This window comes from Chroococcus sp. FPU101, assembly GCF_017312365.1.
In the GTDB taxonomy this organism is placed as follows: Bacteria; Cyanobacteriota; Cyanobacteriia; order Cyanobacteriales; family Microcystaceae; genus Chroococcus.
On the sequence record NZ_BLJI01000001.1, the window covers coordinates 507,593 to 530,811 of the forward strand.

21 protein-coding genes, 2 tRNA genes and 1 pseudogene are annotated in these 23,219 nt (G+C 39.8%); 15 read left to right on the forward strand and 9 right to left on the reverse strand.

Translation table 11 applies throughout. The features are described from left to right. Window positions 1–121: 121 nt before the first annotated feature. Together CFPU101_RS02160 and gatA are read right to left on the reverse strand one after the other, a co-directional pair. Window positions 122–1,006 carry an alpha/beta hydrolase gene (locus CFPU101_RS02160; protein WP_206813673.1) on the reverse strand — a complete coding sequence of 295 codons (885 nt, stop codon included), beginning with the start codon at window positions 1,004–1,006 and terminating at the stop codon, window positions 122–124. A gap of 41 nt (window positions 1,007–1,047) precedes the next feature. Further along, the gene (gene gatA, locus CFPU101_RS02165) at window positions 1,048–2,490 is read right to left on the reverse strand and encodes an Asp-tRNA(Asn)/Glu-tRNA(Gln) amidotransferase subunit GatA (protein ID WP_374191924.1); all 1,443 of its coding nucleotides are present in this window, start codon (window positions 2,488–2,490) and stop codon (window positions 1,048–1,050) included. A gap of 142 nt (window positions 2,491–2,632) precedes the next feature. Here gatA and CFPU101_RS26215 point away from each other — a divergent pair, with 142 nt between their 5' ends. Both CFPU101_RS26215 and CFPU101_RS02175 read left to right on the forward strand, forming a co-directional pair. Beyond that, entirely contained in the window at window positions 2,633–2,854 is a 222-nt protein-coding gene (locus CFPU101_RS26215; RefSeq protein WP_206813759.1) for a type II toxin-antitoxin system HicA family toxin, read from the forward strand. After that, a complete protein-coding gene (locus tag CFPU101_RS02175) occupies window positions 2,832–3,089 on the forward strand; it encodes a type II toxin-antitoxin system HicB family antitoxin (RefSeq protein ID WP_206813675.1) in 258 nt (85 codons plus the stop codon). Before CFPU101_RS26215 ends, CFPU101_RS02175 begins: the two co-directional genes overlap by 23 nt. On the opposite strand, the gene CFPU101_RS02180 is transcribed toward CFPU101_RS02175, so the two are convergent. The 5 genes from CFPU101_RS02180 to CFPU101_RS02200 form a co-directional block, all read right to left on the reverse strand. Then, window positions 3,082–3,807 (reverse strand): alpha/beta fold hydrolase, encoded by a 726-nt coding sequence (locus tag CFPU101_RS02180; RefSeq protein ID WP_206813676.1) that lies wholly within the window; start codon window positions 3,805–3,807, stop codon window positions 3,082–3,084. The genes CFPU101_RS02175 and CFPU101_RS02180 overlap by 8 nt on opposite strands. Then, window positions 3,804–4,106: a hypothetical protein gene (locus CFPU101_RS02185; RefSeq protein WP_206813677.1), complete on the reverse strand. Its 303-nt coding sequence runs from the start codon at window positions 4,104–4,106 to the stop codon at window positions 3,804–3,806. Before CFPU101_RS02185 ends, CFPU101_RS02180 begins: the two co-directional genes overlap by 4 nt. A 169-nt stretch (window positions 4,107–4,275) precedes the next feature. Next, a complete protein-coding gene (fldA, locus tag CFPU101_RS02190; protein ID WP_206813760.1) occupies window positions 4,276–4,788 on the reverse strand; it encodes a flavodoxin FldA in 513 nt (170 codons plus the stop codon). Between the two features lie 460 nt (window positions 4,789–5,248). Then, entirely contained in the window at window positions 5,249–6,760 is a 1,512-nt protein-coding gene (locus CFPU101_RS02195; RefSeq protein ID WP_206813678.1) for a chlorophyll a/b binding light-harvesting protein, read from the reverse strand. Window positions 6,761–6,862: 102 nt separating this feature from the next. Then, window positions 6,863–7,921 (reverse strand): chlorophyll a/b binding light-harvesting protein, encoded by a 1,059-nt coding sequence (locus CFPU101_RS02200; RefSeq protein ID WP_206813679.1) that lies wholly within the window; start codon window positions 7,919–7,921, stop codon window positions 6,863–6,865. 317 nt (window positions 7,922–8,238) lie between these two features. On the opposite strand from CFPU101_RS02200, the gene CFPU101_RS02205 reads away from it, so the two are divergent. The 3 genes from CFPU101_RS02205 (at window position 8,239) to CFPU101_RS02215 (ending at window position 11,518) form a co-directional block, all read left to right on the forward strand. Then, window positions 8,239–9,324 (forward strand): chlorophyll a/b binding light-harvesting protein, encoded by a 1,086-nt coding sequence (locus tag CFPU101_RS02205; RefSeq protein ID WP_206813680.1) that lies wholly within the window; start codon window positions 8,239–8,241, stop codon window positions 9,322–9,324. Window positions 9,325–9,437: 113 nt separating this feature from the next. After that, window positions 9,438–10,490, forward strand: a complete 1,053-nt coding sequence (locus CFPU101_RS02210) for a chlorophyll a/b binding light-harvesting protein (RefSeq protein WP_206813681.1) — start codon at window positions 9,438–9,440, stop codon at window positions 10,488–10,490. 89 nt (window positions 10,491–10,579) lie between these two features. Next, on the forward strand, window positions 10,580–11,518 hold the full coding sequence (locus tag CFPU101_RS02215; protein WP_206813682.1) for a glycosyltransferase family 2 protein: 939 nt from the start codon (window positions 10,580–10,582) through the stop codon (window positions 11,516–11,518). Here CFPU101_RS02215 and CFPU101_RS02220 read toward each other — a convergent pair whose 3' ends face one another. Next, window positions 11,519–11,968, reverse strand: coding sequence for an EVE domain-containing protein (locus CFPU101_RS02220; protein WP_206813683.1), 450 nt, complete (start codon window positions 11,966–11,968; stop codon window positions 11,519–11,521). Window positions 11,969–12,543: 575 nt separating this feature from the next. Between CFPU101_RS02220 and CFPU101_RS02225 the strand changes: the two genes are divergently transcribed. From CFPU101_RS02225 to CFPU101_RS02250, 6 genes and pseudogenes are all read left to right on the forward strand, one after another. Continuing rightward, entirely contained in the window at window positions 12,544–13,266 is a 723-nt protein-coding gene (locus CFPU101_RS02225) for an EboA family metabolite traffic protein (RefSeq protein WP_242577722.1), read from the forward strand. A gap of 60 nt (window positions 13,267–13,326) precedes the next feature. Then, the gene (locus tag CFPU101_RS02230; protein WP_206813685.1) at window positions 13,327–14,235 is read left to right on the forward strand and encodes a TatD family hydrolase; all 909 of its coding nucleotides are present in this window, start codon (window positions 13,327–13,329) and stop codon (window positions 14,233–14,235) included. A 19-nt stretch (window positions 14,236–14,254) separates the two neighbouring features. Then, window positions 14,255–15,166, forward strand: coding sequence for a UbiA-like protein EboC (gene eboC, locus CFPU101_RS02235; RefSeq protein ID WP_206813686.1), 912 nt, complete (start codon window positions 14,255–14,257; stop codon window positions 15,164–15,166). A 6-nt stretch (window positions 15,167–15,172) separates the two neighbouring features. Continuing rightward, window positions 15,173–16,411, forward strand: a complete 1,239-nt coding sequence (locus CFPU101_RS02240; RefSeq protein WP_206813687.1) for a 3-dehydroquinate synthase — start codon at window positions 15,173–15,175, stop codon at window positions 16,409–16,411. A gap of 62 nt (window positions 16,412–16,473) precedes the next feature. Further along, window positions 16,474–17,691, forward strand: a pseudogene (eboE, locus tag CFPU101_RS02245) (metabolite traffic protein EboE); the annotation flags it as partial. Between the two features lies 1 nt (window position 17,692). Beyond that, the gene (locus CFPU101_RS02250) at window positions 17,693–19,075 is read left to right on the forward strand and encodes an alkaline phosphatase family protein (RefSeq protein WP_206813688.1); all 1,383 of its coding nucleotides are present in this window, start codon (window positions 17,693–17,695) and stop codon (window positions 19,073–19,075) included. A 32-nt stretch (window positions 19,076–19,107) separates the two neighbouring features. Here CFPU101_RS02250 and gyrB read toward each other — a convergent pair whose 3' ends face one another. Beyond that, entirely contained in the window at window positions 19,108–21,033 is a 1,926-nt protein-coding gene (gyrB, locus tag CFPU101_RS02255; RefSeq protein WP_206813689.1) for a DNA topoisomerase (ATP-hydrolyzing) subunit B, read from the reverse strand. 453 nt (window positions 21,034–21,486) lie between these two features. Here gyrB and CFPU101_RS02260 point away from each other — a divergent pair, with 453 nt between their 5' ends. The 4 genes from CFPU101_RS02260 to CFPU101_RS02275 all read left to right on the forward strand — a co-directional run bounded on the left by CFPU101_RS02260 (window position 21,487) and on the right by CFPU101_RS02275 (window position 23,050). Then, window positions 21,487–21,687 (forward strand): hypothetical protein, encoded by a 201-nt coding sequence (locus CFPU101_RS02260; protein WP_206813690.1) that lies wholly within the window; start codon window positions 21,487–21,489, stop codon window positions 21,685–21,687. Between the two features lie 114 nt (window positions 21,688–21,801). Further along, window positions 21,802–22,545 carry a hypothetical protein gene (locus CFPU101_RS02265; protein WP_206813691.1) on the forward strand — a complete coding sequence of 248 codons (744 nt, stop codon included), beginning with the start codon at window positions 21,802–21,804 and terminating at the stop codon, window positions 22,543–22,545. 76 nt (window positions 22,546–22,621) lie between these two features. Further along, window positions 22,622–22,757 (forward strand) — tRNA-OTHER (locus CFPU101_RS02270). A gap of 223 nt (window positions 22,758–22,980) precedes the next feature. Continuing rightward, window positions 22,981–23,050, forward strand: a tRNA-Met gene (locus CFPU101_RS02275). The last annotated feature ends 169 nt before the right edge of the window (window positions 23,051–23,219 follow it).

The window sequence follows — 23,219 nt, forward strand, 5'->3', positions numbered from 1 at the left end:
TTTCCCAAGATTTATTAATTGATGCGCCATAAGTTATAGATGAAAAAAAATACTAAAAAAGGCGAACACAGCCCGAAATCAGAAAAATGACTGCACTGCCTATAGAAGGAATTTCTGTTACTTAAGAACGTTTTTTGGGTAAACGTGGCTTTTTGCGGGCTAAAATTTGAAATTCTTGAATCACACGATTAAATTCTTCACCAGCAACGGCTAATAAATTATTATGTCCTCCGTAGGGAACTAAGAAGATTTTTTTCGCTACGGTGGCTGTCTCATACAAAACTTGACTCATCGTCGGTGGGACTAGACGATCATCTGTACCATGTAAGAGGAGTAGGGGAACTCGTAGCAATTTTAGTTTACTAAGATTATCAAAGCGTTGATTTAAAATTAGATCGGCTGGAAAGAAGCGATAGACAGGCTGATACATCGCCATATCACGCATAGACGTAAAAGTATTATCGACAATGACACCTGCACAACAGGGTTGACGAATGGCTAAATCAATTGCGATCGCGCCCCCTAATGAGTGACCATAGAGATAGATCTGGTTTGCTGCAATATCTCGTTCTAGAGTTAAATAATTCCATGCTGCCTGTGCATCCCGATAAACTTCAGCTTCAGTAGGAAATTTTCCTTCACTCTTCCCATAGCCTCGATAATCAAACATGAGAATCGAAAAGCCTAACTGATGCAATAACTGGGCATTCCCTAAGTTATAGCTAATGTTACCGCGATTGCCATGAAAATAGATCAAAACATCATCACTTGAACCAGGTATCCACCATCCGTGAAGACGTTCAATTTTTCCGTTCCAATTCCGAACCCCGATCCAAACATCCTCATAAGATAATCCTACATCTTGAGGAGTCGCTTCAAGTTTCATACTGGGTACAAAAATCAAGCGGTTTTGAATCAGATAGATGACGAAACACAGTAGGAGATAGGCTGCAAAACCAACACTAACACCAGTCAGCAAGAATTTTAACAGAAGATACGTGGTCATGGGGGGTAGATCGTCCTCAATATAGCCCGATATTTTAATGACTACTTTAGCGGAGGTTTGTGCTTATGCCAATCGGTAGACTGTTCATACGCATAGCCAACATGGAATAAAATATCTTCCCGTAAAGCATTGCTAATCATTTGTAAACCGATGGGTAACCCTTGTTGATCAAAACCACAGGGGATACTCATTCCGGGTAAACCAGCAAGATTAACAGGAATCGTCATTAAATCGGATAAATACATACTAAGCGGATCTTCGATTTTTTCACCTGCTTTAAAGGCTGTTGTTGGTACAGTCGGAGATATTAAAACATCGACTTGCTCAAATGCGGCTTCAAAATCCTGTTTAATTAGGGTGCGTACTTTTTGGGCTTTGAGATAGTACGCATCATAGTACCCCGCCGACAGCGTATAAGTTCCTAACATAATACGGCGTTTAACTTCATCACCAAAACCTAAGGCGCGAGTTTTGGTATACATGGAAAGCAAAGTATCAGCTTTTTCTCGGATACCATATTTAACCGCGTCATAACGGGCGAGGTTAGCAGATGCTTCACTGGGTGCGATGATGTAATATGCAGGTAAACCGTAGCGAAAACGTGGACAGGAAATTTCTTGAACCGTTGCGCCTAATGATTTAAGTTGTTCAATGGCTTGATGTACGGTTTGGGCAACGACGGGATCTAATCCTTCCCCAAAGGTTTCCATAATAATACCGACTTTGACACCTTTAAGATCTGGTTTTAAAAATTGGCTGTAGTCGGGAATCGGAACGTTTAAAGATGTGGAATCTTTGGGATCATATCCTGCGATCGCATTCAATAAAATCGCTGAATCTTCGACGGTGTGAGAAAATGGCCCAATTTGATCTAAAGACGACGCATAAGCCACTAAGCCAAATCTTGAAACAAGTCCATATGTGGGTTTAATGCCCACTACACCGCAAAAGGATGCTGGTTGACGAATCGAACCCCCAGTATCAGTTCCAAGCGAGACAACGCATTCTGATGCTGCTACAGCCGACGCAGATCCACCAGATGACCCCCCTGGAACTCTCGACAAATCCCAAGGGTTTGCGGTGACTTGATAGGCTGAATTTTCTGTTGAACTTCCCATCGCAAACTCATCGAGGTTGGTTTTCCCTAGCATGATTGCCCCGATCTCTTTGAGCTTTTGGGTTACGGTAGATTCGTAGGGTGGGATAAAGTTTTCGAGAATTTTGGAACCGCAAGTAGTGGGGATACCTGTCGTACACAATACATCTTTAATTGCGATCGGAATTCCTTCTAAGAGTTCGATGGTTTCATTGTTGGCGATCTTAGCATCTACTTTTTTGGCTTGTTCAATGGCTTGTTCTGAGGTGACGCACAAATAGCTATGGACTTTGGGTTCTAGTTCAGAAATGCGCTCTAAGAATTCTGTTGTAACTTCAAGGGCGGTACGTTCTTTATTGATTAGTTGTTGATGAACTTCACGAATCATCGATGACATCGGAATTAGCCTATTGCATGAATACTTCTATCGCTCCATGCTACCGTATCACAGGAGTCTTTAGAGAAGAAGTTCAGTTGTAAGATTATGGTATGAGTAAATTAAAAAAGTTAGTTGAGCTATTTCTTAAGAAATCCCTGATGTTAACTTTGATGATGTACGCTATCTTCTAGAGGCTTTTGATTTTGAGGAAAAACGTTCTAAAGGGAGCCATCATATATTTCGAGATTTGCAAGGTAGACAAATAACTATTCCGAAAAAGGGTGGACAGAAAGTTAAAGGCATATATGTTGTAAAAATTATTGAGATTCTAAATTTGAGAGAATGGAATAATGAAAACTCTGAACCAGAATAACCAAATTAATCAATATCCTTTGAATTATTATTTGAATCTTCCCTATGCGATAACTCTCTATTCAGATACAGAAGGAGGTTATGTTGCTGAAATTAAAGATTTACCAGGATGTCTAACACAGGGTGAAACTTTAGCAGAAACGATTAATAATTTTAATGAGGCTAAAGAACTCTGGTTAGAGACAGCTTATGCAGAAAATGATCTAATTCCTTTACCTAGTCATGAAATTAATTAATCACTAAAGTATTTTGTGATAAAGTCTGCCAAAAATTTAAGACTTGCTGGCTGACTTCTTCTGGGTAAAAATAGTGAAAGAAGTGATGACCTTCAGGAAATTCCCAAATACGATCGCCATTTTTTAACCAACTTGCCCAACGATACAAGCTATTGCGATCTACAATAAAATCATCTTTACTCCCACAAACTAATAAAGGAACTTCGACACTTTCAGGGGAAATGTTCACTTCTTGATACAAGGAATGGGGCGATGGTGATGTAAGTAAATCTTTTTCGAGAATTTTAATCAGTGATTTCGTTTGCGAGATTTTTTGCTCCCCAAATAGATTATGTACCATTTTCGCTAACACGCGTTCCCGACTACAGGGAAACAGACGCAGCATCGCATAATAATGGACTTGCCAATCAATTGCAGGGTTTGCACCGACTCCTAAAAGCGTTAAAGATTTGACTCTCTCGGGATGACGACGAGCATATAATAATCCTACCAGTCCTCCAGTACCATGTCCAAGTAAATGAACGGGTTTTGCTTGGCTTTTAAAATAATCATGCAGTAGAGTTAAGGCTATCTCAAGAGAACTCGGTTCATCGGGTTCTTGGATATATTCCCATATTGCGATCGTTTTCTGAGTTGCCAAATGATTGATGAGATGATTTTCAAAAACCTTAAAACTCGGATTAGCATTGATCCAAACAGCCTCTGGTTGGTTTTTCATAGCATTTTACTTTTGATTCTAGAACAATTACACTGAGCCGAAACGACATTAGGTATTTTTTCACTTTCAACAATTGCCTCAAAGTCTCGACAATTAATCGCATCTTCGGATAAGGCGATATAAGGATTTACTGTACATTTTAGACGATAATCCCCTGTAAAATAAACACAGCCAGAGCAAGGAACTTGATGTAATTTTTTGACATAAGTTAGTCCGCTTACAGTCACTTGTCTAATTTTAAAGAGACTAAGCACAACTAATAGCCATGCCAAGAGACTACAGATGATTTGTAGCAACATATTCTTAAGTAATATAAATAAGAAAAAAGATAGAGAGTTAATGAGAACCTGCAAAGAAACTAAGATTATTTAAAGGATTTAATCTTGTAACTTTACGATCTCCCTATCTAATAACGAGCCTCAAATAGAATACTTGATGTCAATAGCTTAAATACACCCTCTTTTAGAGTTAAATCCCAAATTCACCTTTTAATTGGGATACCCAAGATTTAATTCGTTTAGCGGTCAATTCTGATTGATTATCTTCATCTAAAGCCAATCCGACAAATTTACCATTTTTAACAGCTTTAGATTCATCAAATTCATAGCCATCTGTTGACCAATGTCCTACGGTTTTACCACCTAATTCAGTGATTTTCTCTTCTAAAATACCCATGGCATCCTGAAAGTTTTCTGAGTAACCAACTTGATCCCCTGTTCCAAAATAAGCGACTTTTTTTCCACTAAAATTAATGTTATCTAGTTCATCATAATACCCACTCCAGTCGGCTTGTAATTCACCAATATCCCAAGTAGGACAAGCGATAATGATGTTACTATACTGCTCAAAGTCGCTATCTTCGACTTCAGCAATATCATACATGGCTACTACATCATCGCCGCCTAGTTCTTTCTGAATTGTTTCTGCAACGTCTTGTGTTTTACCCGTTGTGCTTCCATAAAAAAGTCCGATTTTAGCCATATCAATTTCTAAGAGCATTTGTGTGTAATGAAGAAATGAGATTCACTCAGCAATCATTCAAGTTTTTTTGAGATAGGAGGATAGACAGAAATTTAAAATCTGAATGAGGTTTGATTTTTTTTCCATGACACGGAGTTAGCCAAAAATTATCTTTTGATGCTTTCGCCCTCTTTCTAATTAAATTTTAAACTGTTCTATTTAACTAAATCAAGTTAGGTTGTTGGCTTTTGTCTTGAATTTAGTTTGAGAATAAACCGATGAATGATTGCGGTGAATCTCTATTTTTAGATTATATTAAATGAGAAATTATGTCAATAACTTTTTTGATATTTTTTTCGTTTAAATAAAAATTATTGGGTGGCTATTTCCCACCATAAATATTAGTCATCAGTTATCTTGATTTGTTAGATGACTGATGACTGATTACTGTTTAGACCCAACCCCTACAATAATCAAAAATCTAAATTTGTCCTGCACTAATTGATTGTAATAAACCCAGATTAGTCAACAGCATATAAGCAAAAATGGCTCCACCTATTCCTCCCACTAAAAAAGCAGCCGCAAATTGACTCCAACCATCGACTGTTTTTAAAGAATCGGGTATATTTGGATTAGCTGTAGCATAGCTTAATCGTCCCTGTTGAACTTCTTTTTTAAAGGAAACTGTTCCATAAATGGATAAGCAAACAGTCATGATAATAATCAAGCTACAAGCAGATAATAAACCAACTATATTTCCTTGTTCAGTATCTCGTAAAGGCGATAATTTAATAAAAGGCCCCAAGATAAAATAGCCGTGAGCCATGCCAATTTCTAGACCTCTGGCTAAAGGCGATAAACCTTGTCGATAAATGGGTAAATTCTTTAAAAGAGACAGGGTAAAGTCAGAATAATTAATCGGTGTTAATAGATTTCCGTTATAAGGATTTCCAGCAACTTTGACGACTGTATCACCGCGTTTAAAATCAAATCCTGCTGCTTCACCACGAGAGCGAATGGCGTGCCAAATATGACCAAATAAAAAGATTACAGCAAAGACAAAATGGAACGTTGCTAACCAACCTCTGGCAGAAACCACTCCCGTTTCAGTTTCAATTAAACCAACAGGGCCATAAAAAACTTCAGGATAAACCGTATCATTAACCGTGACAAAATAGGCTGCCAAAAATCCCATGTATGCGATCGCACCTAAGCTATATGATAGATATGCTTCCCCAGAATAGACTAAGACACGACGCGCCCAAGGAAGAGGTTTAGTCGCCATATGCCATAAACCACCGAGAATACATAGCGTACCCACCCAAAAATGACCGCCTACCACATCTTCTAGGTTATCGACGGCTGCCATTCCCTGAAAACCTGATGCACCGACTAAATAACCAAAGATTTTTACTGGGTTTAGGTGTGGGTTCGTAATAACGCGTACCATACCACTATCACTAGCCCAAGGGTCAAAAATTCCACCCCAAAACATCGCTTTAAAAACCAGTAAAAACGCACCTACTCCTAAAAGAACCAGATGTATTCCGAGAATAGTCGTTATTTTACTGCTATCATTCCAGTCATAGCCGAAAAATCCCGCAAAAGTGCGATTTTCTTCGAGAACTTCTGGCCCTAATAACGCATGGTACAGCCCTCCTGCACCCAAAACCGCCGACGAAATCAAATGTACAACACCAATAACAAAATAGGGATAGGTATCAACAATTTGACCTCCTTCACCGATACCAAAACCCAATGTAGCGAGATGGGGCAGAATAATTAGACCCTGTTCGTACATCGGTTGTGCAGAGTTATAGCGGGACAATTCAAATAAAGTCATTGCCCCCGCCCACAGTACAATTAAACCAGCATGGGCTACGTGTGCGCCAAGTAATTTTCCTGAAAGATTGATAAAACGAGCATTCCCCGCCCACCAACCAACGCTAGGAATTCGGGAACGATAGGGACTTTCATCAATAACGGCAGTCATATTTATGCCTCACAAAAATAGGTACAATAAAAGAGGAAAGTTGAGATTCAGATTAGGTTTGGGAATGGACAGAGCTACTAAATCTCAACAAAAGTCAGATAGTTAAATCGGTTGTGTCGGAACTAATGCAGGGTCAACTCGACCTTTACGAAAATCAAATCCAGCAGAACGTAAAGCGTGCCAAATATGGCCTTGAAGAAAGAAGAAAGCTAACCAAAAGTGAGCATTCGCTAACCAAGTCCGCGAGGTAACCTCATTGTGGTTATCGGCTGAAAAATAAGGAAAAAGACCTAATTTAATCGAAAGTGGCGAACCGTAAAAGACTTCTGGGTAAACGGTGGTATGAATGGCACAGAAATAGGCCGCAATAAAGCCCATTAATGCCAATGCACCTAAACTATAAGATAGATAAGCTTCTCCAGACCAGACAAAGAGACGATGTGTCCAAGTAAAGGGTTTAGTAAGAATGTGCCAAATACCGCCCGCAATGAGCATCGCACCAACCCAAATATGACCCCCAACAACATCTTCTAGGTTATTAACTCCTGCAAGCCAATTTTTTCCAACCGTCCCAAAAAGATAACCATAGATGATACCTGGGTTAAGAGTTGGCTGTTCAATGACTCGAACATTTTCCACCGCAGGGTCATACAAACCCCCGAAATACATTGCTTTAGCCACTAAGAGAAATGCACCTAACCCTAACAGAACCAGATGAAAACCGAGAATAGTAGTCATTTTATTCGTATCTTTCCAGTCGTAACCGAAAAAATCATACTTGGTTTCTAAATATTCAGCCCCAAGTATCGTGTGAAAAATTCCGCCAAATCCGATAAAAGCGGACGAAATAAGGTGTAATACGCCAATAAAAAAGTACGGATAAGTATTAATCACTTCTCCGCCAGCACCCACGCCAAAACCAAGCGCGGCTAGATGGGGTAACAAGATTAATCCTTGTTCACTCATGGGTGCAGTGACATCAAAACGAGACAGTTCAAAAAGCGTCATTGCCCCAGCCCAAAAAACAATTAAGCCAGCATGAGCAACATGAGCACCTAATAATCGACCAGAAATATCAACTAGACGAGCATTACCCGCCCACCAAGGGATATCTTGTAAGCCCTTGTTAATCGGTGCGGAAGCTTCTGTAATCGTTGTCATTGTAAAATCTAATTGAGAATAAAATTCAATAAGTTTAAAATCAGCTTACAGGATCTTGACAAATAATTGAGAATAGTTCGCGTTAGATGAGTAATTTTAATCGTGTTAAGGAAAAGTTACAAGGAAAACTAATAATATTTATTCTTAATTAAGAATGATATTGAATTCTCAAAACTAGATTCAGCAAGACTTATAAACATGACTTCTCTCTTTAGGCTGATTAGTTTATTAAGAATTATTAGCAATAATTGTACAAAGGCAGACAGATAAGGCACAATCAAGCCAAACAGAGTTAACACAACTTAATAGGAGATTCAATGCAATCATACGGAAGACCCAATGTAAAGTATGACTGGTGGGCGGGTAATGCTCGCTTTGCCAATCTTTCAGGCTTATTCATCTCGGCCCATGTTGCCCAAGCCGCTTTAATAGTCTTTTGGGCGGGCGCGTTTACCTTATTTGAAATTTCCCGCTATAATCCAACTTTACCGATGGGTGAACAGGGTTTAATCTTATTACCTCATCTAGCAACTTTAGGCTTAGGTGTCGGTAATGGAGGCGAAGTTATTAGCACTTATCCTTTCTTTGTGGTTGGTGCAGTCCATCTGATTTCCTCTGCTGTACTCGGTGCAGGCGCACTCTTTCACACCTTTAAAGGAGAAAGTGACCTCAAAGATGCCTCTGGACAAGCTCGTAAATTCCACTTTGAATGGAACGACCCCGCACAACTAGGCATGATTTTAGGACATCACCTACTATTTTTAGGTGCAGGTGCCTTGTTACTCGTGGCTAAAGCGATGTACTTTGGTGGATTGTATGATGCTGCTTCCCAAACCGTCCGCGTCGTCACCAACCCCACCTTAGACCCCTTAACCATCTACGGCTATCAAACCCATTTTGCCTCGGTTGATAATCTCGAAGATTTAGTCGGTGGACATATTTATGTCGGTATCATGTTAATTGCCGGTGGAATTTGGCACATTATTACACCTCCTTTAGCTTGGGCTAAAAAAGTCTTGATTTTCTCAGGTGAAGCGATATTATCCTATTCACTTGGTGGAATTGCCTTAGCTGGTTTTGTGGCAGCGTATTACTGTGCAGTCAACACCCTAGCTTACCCCGTAGAATTTTATGGTGAGCCTTTAAAGATTGAATTAGGCATTGTTCCCTATTTTTCAGATACGGCTGTGTTACCTGTGGGCGTACATACCGCACGCGCTTGGTTAGCGAATGCTCATTTCTTCCTTGCCTTTTTCTTCCTACAAGGACATCTCTGGCACGCTTTACGGGCGATGGGCTTCGATTTCCGACGCATCACCACCGCGTTAGACAATGCAGCAATTCCTAAAGAGGGTCAACCCATTGTTGGTAAAGCCAAACCTGCGGCGATTGAAACAGAATAAAAAGGGGGTTAAAAAAAGTCCCCCAAATATACACACAATAACTTCATTTTAAATGATTTTGTAGAGGGCGGAAAATGCCCTCTGATTCCTGGCATTCAAAACCTAGAAGATTTATGACTACTGCAAATATTCGTACCCCCCAACAATATGATTGGAGTTGGTTAGCTGGAAATACGCGTTTAATTAACCTCTCTGGACAACTATTAGGCGCACATATCGCCCATGCGGGTTTAATTATGTTTTGGGCAGGTTCAATAACCCTTGTCGAACTAACCAAACTAAACCCAGAACTCCCTTTATCTGAACAAGGATTGTTACTAATTCCCAATTTAGCCCGTTTAGGTTGGGGAGTAGGCGCAAATGGCACAATTATTGATACCTATCCTTATTTTGTCGTCGCAATACTTCATTTAACGGCTTCGGCTGTCTTGGGTGCAGGTGGCTTATTTCATGTTTTCCGAGGCCCTGCAATTCTTAAAAATGCTACTGGACAAGCGAAAAAATTTCACTATGAATGGAATGATGCTAAACAGTTAAGTTTAATTTTAGGACATCATCTTCTCTTTCTCGGTGTAGCGGCTTTATTATTTGTCGGTAAAGCGATGAACTGGGGTGGTATTTATGACCCTGCTATTGGCAATGTTCGTTTAATCACCAATCCCACTTTAGATCCTTTTACGATTTTTGGTTATCTCTTGGGTTGGGTTAATGGACATTGGAACCCTTTGGGAATGGCTGCGGTGAATAACTTAGAAGATGTCATCGGTGGTCATATTTGGGTCGGAGTGATGTGTATTGTAGGTGGAATCTGGCATATTATCACCGAACCCTTTAGCTGGGCCAAAAAGAGATTGATTTTTAACGGTCATGGCATTTTGTCCTACAGTCTCGCAGGTGTCGCACTCATGGCGTTTACATCCTGTTATTTTGTGGCGTTCAACGATACTGTTTATCCTACTGTATTCTATGGTAATGAGCGTACAACATTCGCAGCCGTTCAATTTGCCCTGTGTGTTACCTTTTTAGGGGGTCATGTTTGGCACGCAATAATCGCCAAAAACCAAGGAAAATCCCTGAGTAAGCAAGAACAGTTTAACGGATTTCTCGCGGGTTTTGTCGGTTTAAGTGTTATGGTGATTGGTTTAGTCCTGTTGACTTGGCGTTAAAATAGTAGGGGCTTGGTTTCCAAGTCCCCACACCAGAATCGCGCTTGAATGTTAACCTAGAACTGTTCAATCTCTACTCTTAGAAAACTGTGTTTTTTAGCGTTGTCATTCCGACTTATAACCGTAAACCGATTTTAGAAAAATGTCTCAAAGCCTTAGAAAATCAACAACTCAGTGAGGAGAAAGTACAAGGTTATGAAGTCGTCGTAGTCGATGATGGTTCAACGGATGATACCCTCAATTGGTTAGCCAACTCAAAACAAGAATACCCCCACGTTAAAGTATTTGAGCAAAATCATCAAGGCCCCGCCGCCGCCCGTAATTTAGGAGTAGACAAAGCCACAGGTGATACGATTATCTTTATCGATAGTGATTTGGTCGTTACTGAAAAATTTCTCCAGTCTCACGCCGATGCTTTAGTCAAAGGGGAATTAGAACAAGGGAACGATCGCATTTTTACCTATGGTTGGGTCATTAATACCTGTAATTTTGATGATCCAACTTCTGAACCCTATAAAATTACCGATTATTCGAGGGCTTATTTTGCTACTGGAAATGTTGCTATTGCCCGAAAATGGCTAGAAAAAGCAGGACACTTCGATACACGCTTTCAATTGTATGGCTGGGAAGATTTAGAATTGGGTGTGAGATTAAAAAAACTTGGACTTCAATTAATCAAATGTCCCGAAGCGGTGGGCTATCACTGGCATCCTCCCTTTAAATTAGAACAAATCCCCAATTTAATCGATAAAGAAATCCAACGGGGACGAATGGGAGTTCTTTTTTATGAAAAACACCCAACTTGGGATGTCCGTTTAATGATACAAATGACCTGGATACATCGTATTTTGTGGGGAGTTCTCTCCGTCGGTGGAAGATTAAACGAAAAAACGATGGCACCTTTTTTACAATGGCTTATCGATATGGGTAAACCCCAACTTGCATTAGAGATAGCACGAGTCTTCTTGAATTGGTATAACGTCCAAGGTGTTTATGAAGCCTATCACGAATTGCAACAGCGATCGTAATTATTTTAAAGATAGGATTCTCTGAGCTACTTCTAATTCTACAGGCATCACCGACAAACGATTCCCCTTTCTCACCACCCAAAGTTCATCAGGGTTGAATTTTTGTTTTAATAATTCCAGAGAAATCATCTTCGTAAACGCTTCGACAAACTCCATCTTTACCGTAAACCAACGAGGCGTGTCTAAAAATGATTTAGGATCATAATAAGGACTATCAGGAGCGAACTGAGTAGGGTCAATGATATTACTTTCTACGACTTTGACTAAACCCACTATCCCAGGAGGCGAAACATTAGAATGATAGAAAAATCCGAAATCATCTTTATTCATCTGGCGTAAAAAATTTCTCGCTTGATAGTTGCGGACTCCATCCCAAATCGTTTGACGATCGCTCCGTAAATCATCAATACTATAAACATCGGGTTCTGATTTGATTAACCAATAAGCCACTTCAAAAACATCTGTCTTTTAGTAGAATACAATTTAATCATACATGACTCATAGGCATAGATTAAAGCCCAACCACGTCCCCTCGTTGTTTGTGCGTTTAATTATGCTCACGTACTTATATTGAGTAAATGTGTCCTCAATTAAAATAATTGAAAAAAATTAGAATCGATCAAGCTATTTTAATTTTTTCATAAAATCCAAAAAATGTTCATTCTTAAAAGAAAAATAATGCTTGTCTCTTAAGAAATATAGTAGATAAACTATTGTACATAGATAAATACTAATTTACTGCTCACTATTTTTTTAATAGTTGAGTATCAACTATGTTGTATTACTCTAGATTAATTCTACTAATTCTAGAACAAAAATCTATGAAGTAAATGTTAAAAAAAAGAGGTTTGACGGGTTACTAAATGAACATTTTTTCAAAAATGAAAACCGTGCAAATCAATCTATGTAAGACATACACTTAACAATTAAGTCCTTAATTTTTTAATACATGAGATTAATATTTATGCGCTCGTTGTTAATTGAAGCTTCTTTTACTCATTTGGCATTGCTTATCTTTAATGATAATGAATAAACAACAAACAAATATCATTACTCTGCTCAATCATTTGCTTTACCGACAGCTAGAGCGAGAAAATTGGGAATGGCTTAATCAAAAAAGTCAACAAATTATAAACGGCGCATCAGAGCGAGTGCTGTGGGGTGCTTTTAGTGCAGTATCTCGCCATGCTAATAAAGACGATTTGATGTTACTTTCTCAAGACTGGGAAACTATCAAAACCCTTCGTTCTGGCTGGTGTCCTCGTCATTGGAGTGTTGCTCAAACGGCACGAATTTTTTTAATTCTTTCGTTGCCAGATGAAAACCAAAACTTTTATTTAAACACGATCAAGAAACTTTTTGCTACTGCTGATCTAGAAGAATTGATCGCCCTCTATCAAGCCTTACCTTTATTATCCTATCCCGAACAGTTTCGCTTGCAGGCGGCGGAGGGAGTGCGCTCAAATATGACGACGGTAGTAGATGCAGTGGCTTTACATAATCCCTATCCTGCCGAGTATTTTGATAACCTTGCTTGGAATCAAATGATTTTAAAAGCTCTATTTGTCGGGAGTCCTCTTGAGTTAATCCAAGGACTTAATGAAAGAGTCAATCCTAGCTTGGTTTCTATGTTACTCGATTATGCCCAAGAACGTCGCTCGGCTAACAGGAGTGTCCCTCCTCAACTCTGGCAACTTGTCGAACAATCAGGTCATCCAACAAAGATCGACGAATACAGCATCGTCTAAAAAATGACCTTGTAAAAAGCCTTTAAATTTGTCATTCATTACCTATCCTATCTCAAGCTTATGATGTATATCGATCCCCATATCCATATGTCTTCCCGTACCACCGATGACTATCAAGCAATGCGAGATGCAGGCATTGTAGCAGTCATCGAACCTGCTTTCTGGTTAGGACAACCTCGCACTAATGTCGGTTCTTTCCAAGATTATTTTAATAGCTTGATTGGTTGGGAACGATTTCGCTCTGGACAATTTGGCATCCGTCATTACTGTACCATTGGCTTAAACTCAAAAGAAGCGAATAATGAAGCCTTAGCAGAAGCCGTCATGGAACTGTTACCCCTCTATGTCTGTAAAGATGGAGTAGTGGCGATCGGAGAAATTGGTTATGATGACATGACCCCTGCTGAAGATAAATATTTTCGTTTGCAACTAGAACTCGCTAAAGAGATGGATCTTTTAGTGTTAGTTCATACACCGCACCGCGACAAGAAAGCGGGTACAAGTCGCAGCATGGATGTTTGTCTCGAACATGGTCTAAAACCAACACAGGTTATTATCGATCACAACAACGAAGAAACCGTTAAAGAAGTTTTAGATCGGGGTTTTTGGACAGCTTTCACCATTTATCCTAATACCAAAATGGGCAATGCAAGGATGGTTGAGATCGTGCGCCAATATGGTAGCGATCGCATTATTGTCGATAGCAGTGCTGACTGGGGTATCAGCGATCCCCTAGCTGTACCGAAAACGGCGCAATTAATGTTAGAACGCGGTATCCCTCGAACCACAGTACAAGCGGTTTGTTATGGAAATGCTCTTGCTGCATACAGTCAAAGTGGACAGATGAAAGAAACGGACTGGTTAAACCCCTCACCTGTCGATCAAAGACAGTTATTTAGCGGTAACTCGGTCTTACGAGGACAAAAACCTGTTACAGAAACCCCTCGCCATCCCGTTTTGATTGAGTAGAAACACGAAAAAGAAACGTATGCAAATTTTAATTCAAAAACTATCCTTTAAACTCCCAGATTACCTGTTAGCCTGTTTACAACTGATGCGCCCTGCTAATATCGTCACAGCATGGGCCGATATTCTAGCGGGTTATACGGTATCAGGTGCCGTTTTCGCTCATTCCACCTTTTTAGTCTGGTTACTGCTGGCAACGACAGGTCTTTATGGGGGTGGAGTGGTCTTTAATGATGTCTGCGATGCCCAACTCGACAAGATTGAACGTCCTGAACGACCAATACCAAGCGATCGCATTTCCATAACAACAGTAACTTTACTCGGCTGTCTGCTTTTAGGAATGGGAGTTTTAGCCGCCGCCCAAGTTTCTCGACTCAGCCTAATTTTAGCTCTATCGATTGCGGTTTTGGCTCTAATTTACGATCGCTTTAGTAAACACCATTCTTTACTAGGGCCTTTGAACATGGGGCTTTGTCGGGGTTGTAATTTACTGTTAGGCGTTAGTGCAGTTCCGCTTCTATTTAGCCAACGTTGGTATCTTGCTTTAATTCCAATCATTTATATCGCTGCTGTAACTACCATCAGTCGCGGTGAGGTAGCAGGTGGGAAATCTAAGACAGGTGCGATCGCTCTAGTTCTATTTGGCATTGTACTGATAAGTTTACTAGCTCTCTCTTGGACACCTAACTATACATTTTTGGCAGTTTTACCCTTTTGGGTTTTGTTGGCGATACGAGTGTTCCCCGCTTGGTATAAAGCAACTATCAATCCTCAACCAGACATCATCCGTCATGCGGTCAAAATAGGCGTAATTTCTTTGATCCTTTTAGATGCGACCTTGGGATCAGGTTTTACAAATGTATTACTAGGCCTTCTGATACTCAGTTTACTCCCTATTTCTTTCGCTTTAGCCCGTTTATTTTCAGTCACTTAATTAATTATGACAATTAGTATTGAGCAAACCAGTCAAGCTTCTTTATCATTTCCGATAATTAAGCAACAAGTCCCCGTCACTTTTCACTACAACGTTCATTTTACCGAACGCTTATTCGATTTAGATAATCCTTTATTGGCTCAAATAGTAGCAGCAGACGGTAGGTTATCCCCCCGTAAAGCGATCGCTATTGTCGATTCTGGAGTAGTGCGTCATCATCCCAAATTACTTGAAAACATTCAACTTTACACCGATTGGTATAATGATTCCATTCAGTTGTGTACCTTTCCTCTCGTCGTTACAGGTGGAGAAGCCGCCAAAAATGAACCCAAATCGATTCAAAGTCTTCATTCTCTAATTGATCGGGTTCAATTGTGCCGTCATTCCTATATCTTAGCGATCGGTGGGGGCGCAATGCTCGACATGGTGGGATATGCCGCCGCGACTGCCCATCGAGGAATTCGCTTGATTCGTATTCCTACTACTGTTTTAGGACAAGATGATTCAGGAATTGGGGTTAAAAATGGCATTAATGCTTTTGGTAAAAAGAATTTTTTAGGGACGTTTGCCGCTCCCTATGCGGTGATCAATGACTTTCATTTCCTAACAACTCTAGATGAGCGAGATTGGCGATCGGGTGTTGCGGAGGCGGTCAAAGTCGCTTTAATTAAAGACGCTGATTTTTTTCAGTATATTAGTACTCATACCGATGCAATTGTCAGCCGAGACAAAAAAGTGATACAGCAGATTATTTATCGTTGCGCTCAACTTCATTTAGAACACATTGCTAATAGTGGTGATCCTTTTGAAACTGGTTCCTCGCGCCCCCTCGATTTTGGTCATTGGGCAGCCCATCGCTTAGAACATTTGACCGATTATCGTTTGCGTCATGGAGAAGCGGTTGCTATTGGTATTGCCCTAGAGAGTACCTATTCTTATCTTGCGCGTAAGATTTCCTATTCCCAATGGCAAAAAATTATTAATACGCTCAAAAACATTGGATTTAGTTTATTTGTCCCTGAATTAATCAATCATGATCTCAATCCTGCTAGGTGTCTTTTTCAGGGATTAGCACAATTTCGTGAACATTTAGGAGGAGAGTTAACGATCACTGTGCTAGAAAAAATTGGCAAGGGAATAGAGATCCATGAGGTTGATCTGAGTCTGTACAAACAAGCGATCGCTCTTTTACAAGAAGCACCAGAAATTGACCGATATACAACCAGTGAACAAACTCACCATTAATCTACTACTTGCCGAAATCATATGAAAATTAATGCCGATCGAATCTTCATTTAACCTACTGCACTAATGTTCATGCGGGTGAAACTTGGTCACAAGTCTACGCTAATTTAGAACAATATCTACCATCCCTCAAAGCGCGACTTTCTCCTAATGCACCGTTTGGTGTTGGTTTAAGACTTTCAGATCGTTCAGCGCGGGAACTGTTGACACAAAATCACTTAGAACGATTTCAGTGCTGGTTAGCCGAGCAAGATTTATACGTCTTTACCCTTAATGGTTTTCCCTATGGTAATTTCCATTACTCTATCATCAAAGATCAAGTTTATGCACCCGATTGGTTTGAGCAAGATCGTTTGAATTATACCCAACGCTTACTTAAAATTCTCTCTGTTCTATTACCAGAAGGACTTGAGGGGAGCATCTCGACTTTACCATTATCTTATAAACCTTGGTGGCATGATAATCAAGTAGCTCTCGGAAAGCTTCTGACTGCTAGTACCCTTAATTTGGCTCAATTAACGGCACAAATGAGCCATATTGAGCAGGAAACGGGAAAAGTACTGCACTTAGATTTAGAGCCAGAACCTGATGGATTATTAGAAAATGGGACAGAGGTCATTGATTATTTTAAAGATTGGTTATGGCCAATTGGGAAAAAATATCTAGCTTTCAATCGTGGAATTAGTTTTTCACAAGCTGAAGATCTCCTACGAAAACATATTCGGATTTGTTACGATACCTGTCACTTTGCAGTTGAATATGAAGATCCTGCTACAGTTTTTCGACGGTTTCAAGCCCTTGGAATTAACATCGGTAAGATCCAGCTTAGTGCAGCCGTCAAGGTAGATTTAACCAAGAGCGCTCGCTATCAGATCCGCGAACGGTTACGCCCCTTTGCTGAATCAACTTATTTACATCAAGTCATCGAACAACGGGCAGATGGTACCCTACATCGATATCGAGATCTCATCGTTGCCCTATTAGAATTAGAGCGATCGCCTGCTCGTGAATGGCGTACTCATTTTCATGTTCCTATTTTTATCGAAAACTATCAACTTTTACAATCCACTCAAGATCACATTATTGAGGTTCTACAACTTTTAGAAACTTTCTCGACTTGTTGTCATTTAGAAATTGAAACCTACACTTGGGATGTTTTACCTGCACCGATGAAGCTAGATTTATTTACTTCTATTGAACGGGAATATCGCTGGGTTTTACAGAAAATGTCAGAAATCATGGAAACGAAAAAATTTGCGTTACAAAGTATTGAACGATAATATGCAAAAAACTGTTGTTCTAAACGTAGTTGGATTAACTTCTAGTTTGCTTGAACAGATGCCGTTACTTTCTCGTTGGGCATCTCGCGGACAAGTGGCAAAGATTGAACCTATTTTACCCGCCGTGACTTGTTCAGTACAAGCGACTTATCTGACTGGAAAATTGCCATCAGAACATGGAATAGTCGGTAATGGATGGTATTTTCGAGATGAATGTGAAATCAAGTTTTGGCGACAGTCCAATAAATTGATCCAGTCTCCTAAGATTTGGGAAATGGCGAAATCTATCGATCCGACATTTACCTGTGCGAATCTTTTTTGGTGGTACAATATGTATTCTTCGGTGGATTATGCGATTACGCCGCGCCCGATGTATCCCGCCGATGGTCGAAAAATTCCTGATATTTCTACCCAACCAACTCAAGTACGCTCATTAATTCAAGATGAACTCGGTCAATTTCCGCTATTTAATTTTTGGGGCCCGAATACGTCTATTAAATCAAGTCAGTGGATCGCAGATTCTGCTAAATGGATCGAGCAACGTTACAGCCCTACTTTAACATTAGTTTATTTACCTCACCTCGATTACTGTTTACAACGCTATGGCACTGATTTACAACAAATACAACAAGATTTAGCAGATATTGAGACTCTTTGTTTGGATATCATTAATTTTTATGAACAGCGTAATACTCAGGTAATTGTTCTTTCTGAATATGGTATTACTCCTGTTTCTCAACCCGTTCATCTAAATCGTCTGTTACGCGAGAATGGCTTACTTAAAGTGCGTGAGGAGTTGGGACTAGAATATCTAGATGCAGGTGCCAGTATCGCTTTTGCAGTCGCTGATCACCAAATTGCCCACATTTATATTAATGATCCAGACTATATCCCGAAGGTTTATGATTTGCTAGAAAATGCTCAAGGTGTCGCACAAGTATTAGATGAATCAAATAAAAAAACTTATGGTTTAGATCATCCTCGTTCTGGAGAATTATTAGCGATCGCTCAAGACGATGCGTGGTTTACTTATTATTACTGGTTAGATGATACAAAAGCTCCAGATTTTGCTCGAACTGTAGATATCCATCGTAAACCTGGTTATGATCCTGTTGAACTTCTAATTGATCCTCTGATTAAATTTCCTAAACTCAAAATTGGGACTATTCTAGCTAAAAAACGGCTTGGTTTTCGGACTTTGATGGATGTGATTCCTTTGGATGCCTCTTTAATACGAGGATCTCATGGTTGTGTTAGTTCTTTTTCTGAAGAATGGCCGATTTGTATTACACAACAAGAATTTCTTCAATCCACAGCGATTAAAGCGACTGATATCTGTTCTCTAATGATGCAACATTTAACGAAAAAATGCGACCAGAATTAGTTATCCTAGCCGCATTTGACAAAATAACACATTTAGATGTCGAGATCAGTCAAATTCATTCTCGCTCCATGTGTTTCGATAAATTCTCGTCGTGGGGCAACGCGATCGCCCATTAGAATTGTAAATAACTCTTCTGCTTTGGCTGCGTCTTCGATCTCGACTCGTTTCATCGTTCGGGTTTCTGGGTTCATCGTTGTATCCCATAGTTGTTCGGGCATCATTTCACCTAACCCTTTAAACCGTTGAATCGTGTAATTAGCATTTGCGGGGAATTCAGCTATTTTTTGTTGCAATTCTCGCTCACTGTAACAGTAATAATGATTCTTTCCTCGTTCTAATTTATAGAGTGGAGGACAAGCAATATAAATGTAACCTTGATCCACTAATTCACGTTGATAGCGATAGAAAAAGGTAAGTAAAAGAGTTCTGATGTGAGAACCATCTACATCAGCGTCAGTCATTATAACGATGCGGTGATATCGTAATTGAGAGGGGTCAAATTCTTCACCTTTGATCCCTAATCCAAGAGCAGTAATTAACGATTGTACTTCGTTATTTTTGTAGATTTTAGCATCATCTGTCTTCTCAATATTCAGGATTTTTCCTCTTAATGGAAGAATGGCCTGAAATTTTCTGTCACGTCCTTGTTTTGCCGAACCGCCCGCCGAATCGCCTTCTACGAGGTAGATTTCGGATTCTCTGGGATCTCTGGAACTACAATCAGCTAATTTTCCAGGTAGAGGTGATGATTCTAAAACAGATTTTCTACGAACTAAATCTCTAGCGCGTCTTGCTGCTTCTGCTGCTTTGAATGCTTGGATGGCTTTTTCAAGAATTGAGTCACCAATGGGGAGGTTAAATTCTAAGAATTCGTTGAGTTTTTCCCCCACCATTGAATCAACAAGTCCTCTAACTTCGGTATTGCCGAGTTTGGTTTTGGTTTGTCCCTCAAATTCAGGTTCGGGTACTTTGACGGAAATAACCCCCGTTAACCCTTCTCTAATATTCTCTCCGCTTAGATTGGGTTCATTTTCTTTTATTTTGTTGCGTTTGCGGGCTAAGTTATTAAAAGTACGAGTCAGTACGGCTTTTAATCCTTCTAGGTGAGTTCCTCCGTCAATGGTACGGATATTATTCGCAAACCCTAATAAGTTATCACTGTAGGCATCAATGCACCACTGTAAGGCGACTTCAATCTGAATCCCGTTGCGCTCTCCTGATACATATATAATGTCTTTGTGTAGTGCTTCTTTTTCTCGACACATATACTCGACATACTGACGAATTCCCCCTTCATAGAAATAGACTTCTTCATGAGGTTCATCAGGTCGATGATCAGTAAAAGTCATCTTAACACCAGCATTAAGATAAGCCAGTTCTCTCAGTCTTCCTGAAAGGGTACTGTAGTCAAATTCAATGCCACCTGTAAAGATCTGAGTATCAGGAAGAAAAGATACTCTTGTTCCAGTACGAGTTTCGTGATCGGGTTTTGACTGTAGTTCACCGATGGGTACGCCTCGTTCAAAGCGTTGAGTATGAACTTTTTTATCGCGCCATACCGTTACTTCTACCCATTCAGATAAAGCGTTAACGACGGAAACTCCAACCCCGTGTAGTCCTCCAGATACTTTATATCCACTATCACCGCCAAATTTACCGCCAGCGTGGAGAACGGTTAAAACGGTTTCTAATGCTGATTTTCCAGTGGTGGGGTGAATATCGGTGGGAATTCCGCGCCCATTATCGGTTACAGTGACAGAACCATCAGCATTAATCTCGACTTCGATGTGGTCACAATATCCCGCTAATGCTTCATCAATTGCATTATCAACAACTTCATAGACGAGGTGATGCAGTCCTCTGGGGCCTGTTGTCCCAATATACATCCCAGGACGCTTACGAACGGGGTCTAATCCTTCTAGGACTTGTATCTGTTCTGCACCGTAATTACTGGTCATAGAGTTTCCTATAAATTGGCTGATATTCTTTATCTGCCTTATCAAAGACAAAATCCTCAAAAATTCTAACACAAATGGGTTACAGACTGCTTAAAGTGCTTTGTAGAGGAAGTTTATTTAGGGGGTGTAGCGAACGAAAGAGAATTATAGATCGTTGTTTATGCAGTTAAGTACAATTATACCATATCTGCTTCAAAAATCTTTTTGTAGTATGGTATTGACACGACTGTATTATTTGTAGTATATTATAAAACATGAGGAAAACAAACCTCTAATCCAGTTTCTACAGCGTGTCCTAACTCGATCAAGCTTACATACTGGTTGTTCGGTTAACGCCGTAGTAGGTTCGATTCCTACAATCTCCGCTAATCTTGGAGATTAAAAGTAACTAGCTGTTCTGACTTACACGAGGTGGAAACCCTTTAATAAATTTTGAATGGAGGTGATAGCGCAATGATTCATGTACGTTTTGAGGGCCGTTCTTTTGATGTGAATGAAAGACAGGTGAATATTGCAGAGAATATGAGCGATCGCGCTATTAAAGAACGACTCGCCAGACATCTCGAAGTCAATACCGATCAATTGAATACATATGTAGTCAATCGTCGTCCTAGTGGTGATTTTATCATCCGACCTGAAGCAGTTTACGGTTAAAAAAGGAGCCTACAAAAATGAAATGTAATAAACAATTAGTTTACCGAAATGCAGTCAACCAGGAGGCACTAAATTATGAACCTCCCTAATTAAAAACCCCTCATTTTTTGTTATATGAGCGAACATCGATTAGGAGAAATTGTTATCGAACGTCCCAGAGGTGGGATGAGATGTAGTTCCAGAAGACTCAAGGGAGTTAAAAAAGAACTGGATAGAATCACTAAAGAAGCAACTGAAGACGGTTTACTAAGACCTTATTTGATTAAAGTCAGAAATAAAACTAAATCACTTTCAGATCATTTGAACCCTTTACGTCGTTTCTTGCGTTCTAAAGTGGGTCAACCTTGGGATCAAGTGTACAGCGAACTTTGTCAGGAGATTAAACCGAATACCCTAACAGGTCAACATATTCTGTCTCATCTGTGGAGTGATGTCGAACTTCATATCGAGATAATTGACGGAGTACCGTATCGTAAGAAATACAATCGTTTTAGTCGTTATCCTCTAGGATATTTGGGTTGTTTCGGGCCTATTAATACTGAATTCTACGTCCATCCTGAAACCAAAATTCTTTGTTTAGCACAAAAGGTTATTAGTCCCGACGAGAAACCCAAAAAACGAGATGATCTGATTTGGATTGATGACTATCATCAGTATCGTAAAATCGATGAAATTTGGTATGTTATCACCTTAGAAGATTTCACACCTGATTTAGTAGTGACAGATGTCGTTCTCAAGGTTCCTATGACTTCTAAGGTTGCACATGATGAATATAAAAAACAAGTTTATGCAGCACATAAAAGACAGTGTAGCAAACGAGAACTTAAGCTGATTCAAGCAAAACTTTCTCGGATATAAAGTTTGATTCTTCGCACCCTAACCAGATTAGCATACATACTATAAATCGTGGGTTCAAGTCCCATCAATCCCGTTAGGGTTTGTAGCAAAGCGGTAATGCAGTGGTAAATCAATTGCTAATCGAACTTGTGTGAAGTCCAAGAATAATATCAAATCGTACCCTAACCAGATTAGCTTACATACTATCGTGGGTTCAAATCCCACCGAACCCGTTAGGGTTTGTAGCACAGTGGATAAATGCAGTTGAAATAACAGCTAATCGAACTTGTACGACGTTTTCAAAAAATATCACATTGCACCCCAACCTAAAAAGCTTACATACTTATCTCTTGCAACGAGACTCAGCTTGAAAAACTGAATCTGTATAAAACAGCTTTTTGAACTTGTGCGAGGTGGTTAAAACCATCTTGATCGTGTCCCAACCAAGAAAGCTTACATACTAGCTCATCTAGGTAGAGCATTCGTCTCATAAACGACTGGTAGCAGGTTCAAATCCTGCGTATAAAACAACAGCTTTCTTAACTTACACGATCGAGATTTTAAAAAAACATCTAAAAAAATACTGTTTATTCCGTACCCTGATAGGGGAAGCTTACATACTCTACCAAAAACGATAGGTGCGTATGGAGTAATACGCGGCAGTCCCGAACCTTAATAGCGGGAGCTTCCCTGAC

Excerpts from the sequence above, each read along its gene's own strand:
- CFPU101_RS02210 (WP_206813681.1), top strand. The coding sequence starts at position 9,438 with ATGACTACTGCAAATATTCGTACCCCCCAACAATATGATTGGAGTTGG.
- eboC (WP_206813686.1), top strand. The coding sequence starts at position 14,255 with ATGCAAATTTTAATTCAAAAACTATCCTTTAAACTCCCAGATTACCTG.
- CFPU101_RS02230 (WP_206813685.1), top strand. The coding sequence starts at position 13,327 with ATGATGTATATCGATCCCCATATCCATATGTCTTCCCGTACCACCGAT.
- CFPU101_RS02200 (WP_206813679.1), bottom strand. The coding sequence starts at position 7,921 with ATGACAACGATTACAGAAGCTTCCGCACCGATTAACAAGGGCTTACAA.
- gyrB (WP_206813689.1), bottom strand. The coding sequence starts at position 21,033 with ATGACCAGTAATTACGGTGCAGAACAGATACAAGTCCTAGAAGGATTA.
- CFPU101_RS02250 (WP_206813688.1), top strand. The coding sequence starts at position 17,693 with ATGCAAAAAACTGTTGTTCTAAACGTAGTTGGATTAACTTCTAGTTTG.
- CFPU101_RS02160 (WP_206813673.1), bottom strand. The coding sequence starts at position 1,006 with ATGACCACGTATCTTCTGTTAAAATTCTTGCTGACTGGTGTTAGTGTT.
- CFPU101_RS02225 (WP_242577722.1), top strand. The coding sequence starts at position 12,544 with ATGAATAAACAACAAACAAATATCATTACTCTGCTCAATCATTTGCTT.
- CFPU101_RS02265 (WP_206813691.1), top strand. The coding sequence starts at position 21,802 with ATGAGCGAACATCGATTAGGAGAAATTGTTATCGAACGTCCCAGAGGT.
- CFPU101_RS02205 (WP_206813680.1), top strand. The coding sequence starts at position 8,239 with ATGCAATCATACGGAAGACCCAATGTAAAGTATGACTGGTGGGCGGGT.
- CFPU101_RS02175 (WP_206813675.1), top strand. The coding sequence starts at position 2,832 with ATGAAAACTCTGAACCAGAATAACCAAATTAATCAATATCCTTTGAAT.
- CFPU101_RS02185 (WP_206813677.1), bottom strand. The coding sequence starts at position 4,106 with ATGTTGCTACAAATCATCTGTAGTCTCTTGGCATGGCTATTAGTTGTG.
- fldA (WP_206813760.1), bottom strand. The coding sequence starts at position 4,788 with ATGGCTAAAATCGGACTTTTTTATGGAAGCACAACGGGTAAAACACAA.
- gatA (WP_374191924.1), bottom strand. The coding sequence starts at position 2,490 with ATGATTCGTGAAGTTCATCAACAACTAATCAATAAAGAACGTACCGCC.
- CFPU101_RS02180 (WP_206813676.1), bottom strand. The coding sequence starts at position 3,807 with ATGAAAAACCAACCAGAGGCTGTTTGGATCAATGCTAATCCGAGTTTT.
- CFPU101_RS02195 (WP_206813678.1), bottom strand. The coding sequence starts at position 6,760 with ATGACTGCCGTTATTGATGAAAGTCCCTATCGTTCCCGAATTCCTAGC.
- CFPU101_RS02260 (WP_206813690.1), top strand. The coding sequence starts at position 21,487 with ATGATTCATGTACGTTTTGAGGGCCGTTCTTTTGATGTGAATGAAAGA.
- CFPU101_RS02240 (WP_206813687.1), top strand. The coding sequence starts at position 15,173 with ATGACAATTAGTATTGAGCAAACCAGTCAAGCTTCTTTATCATTTCCG.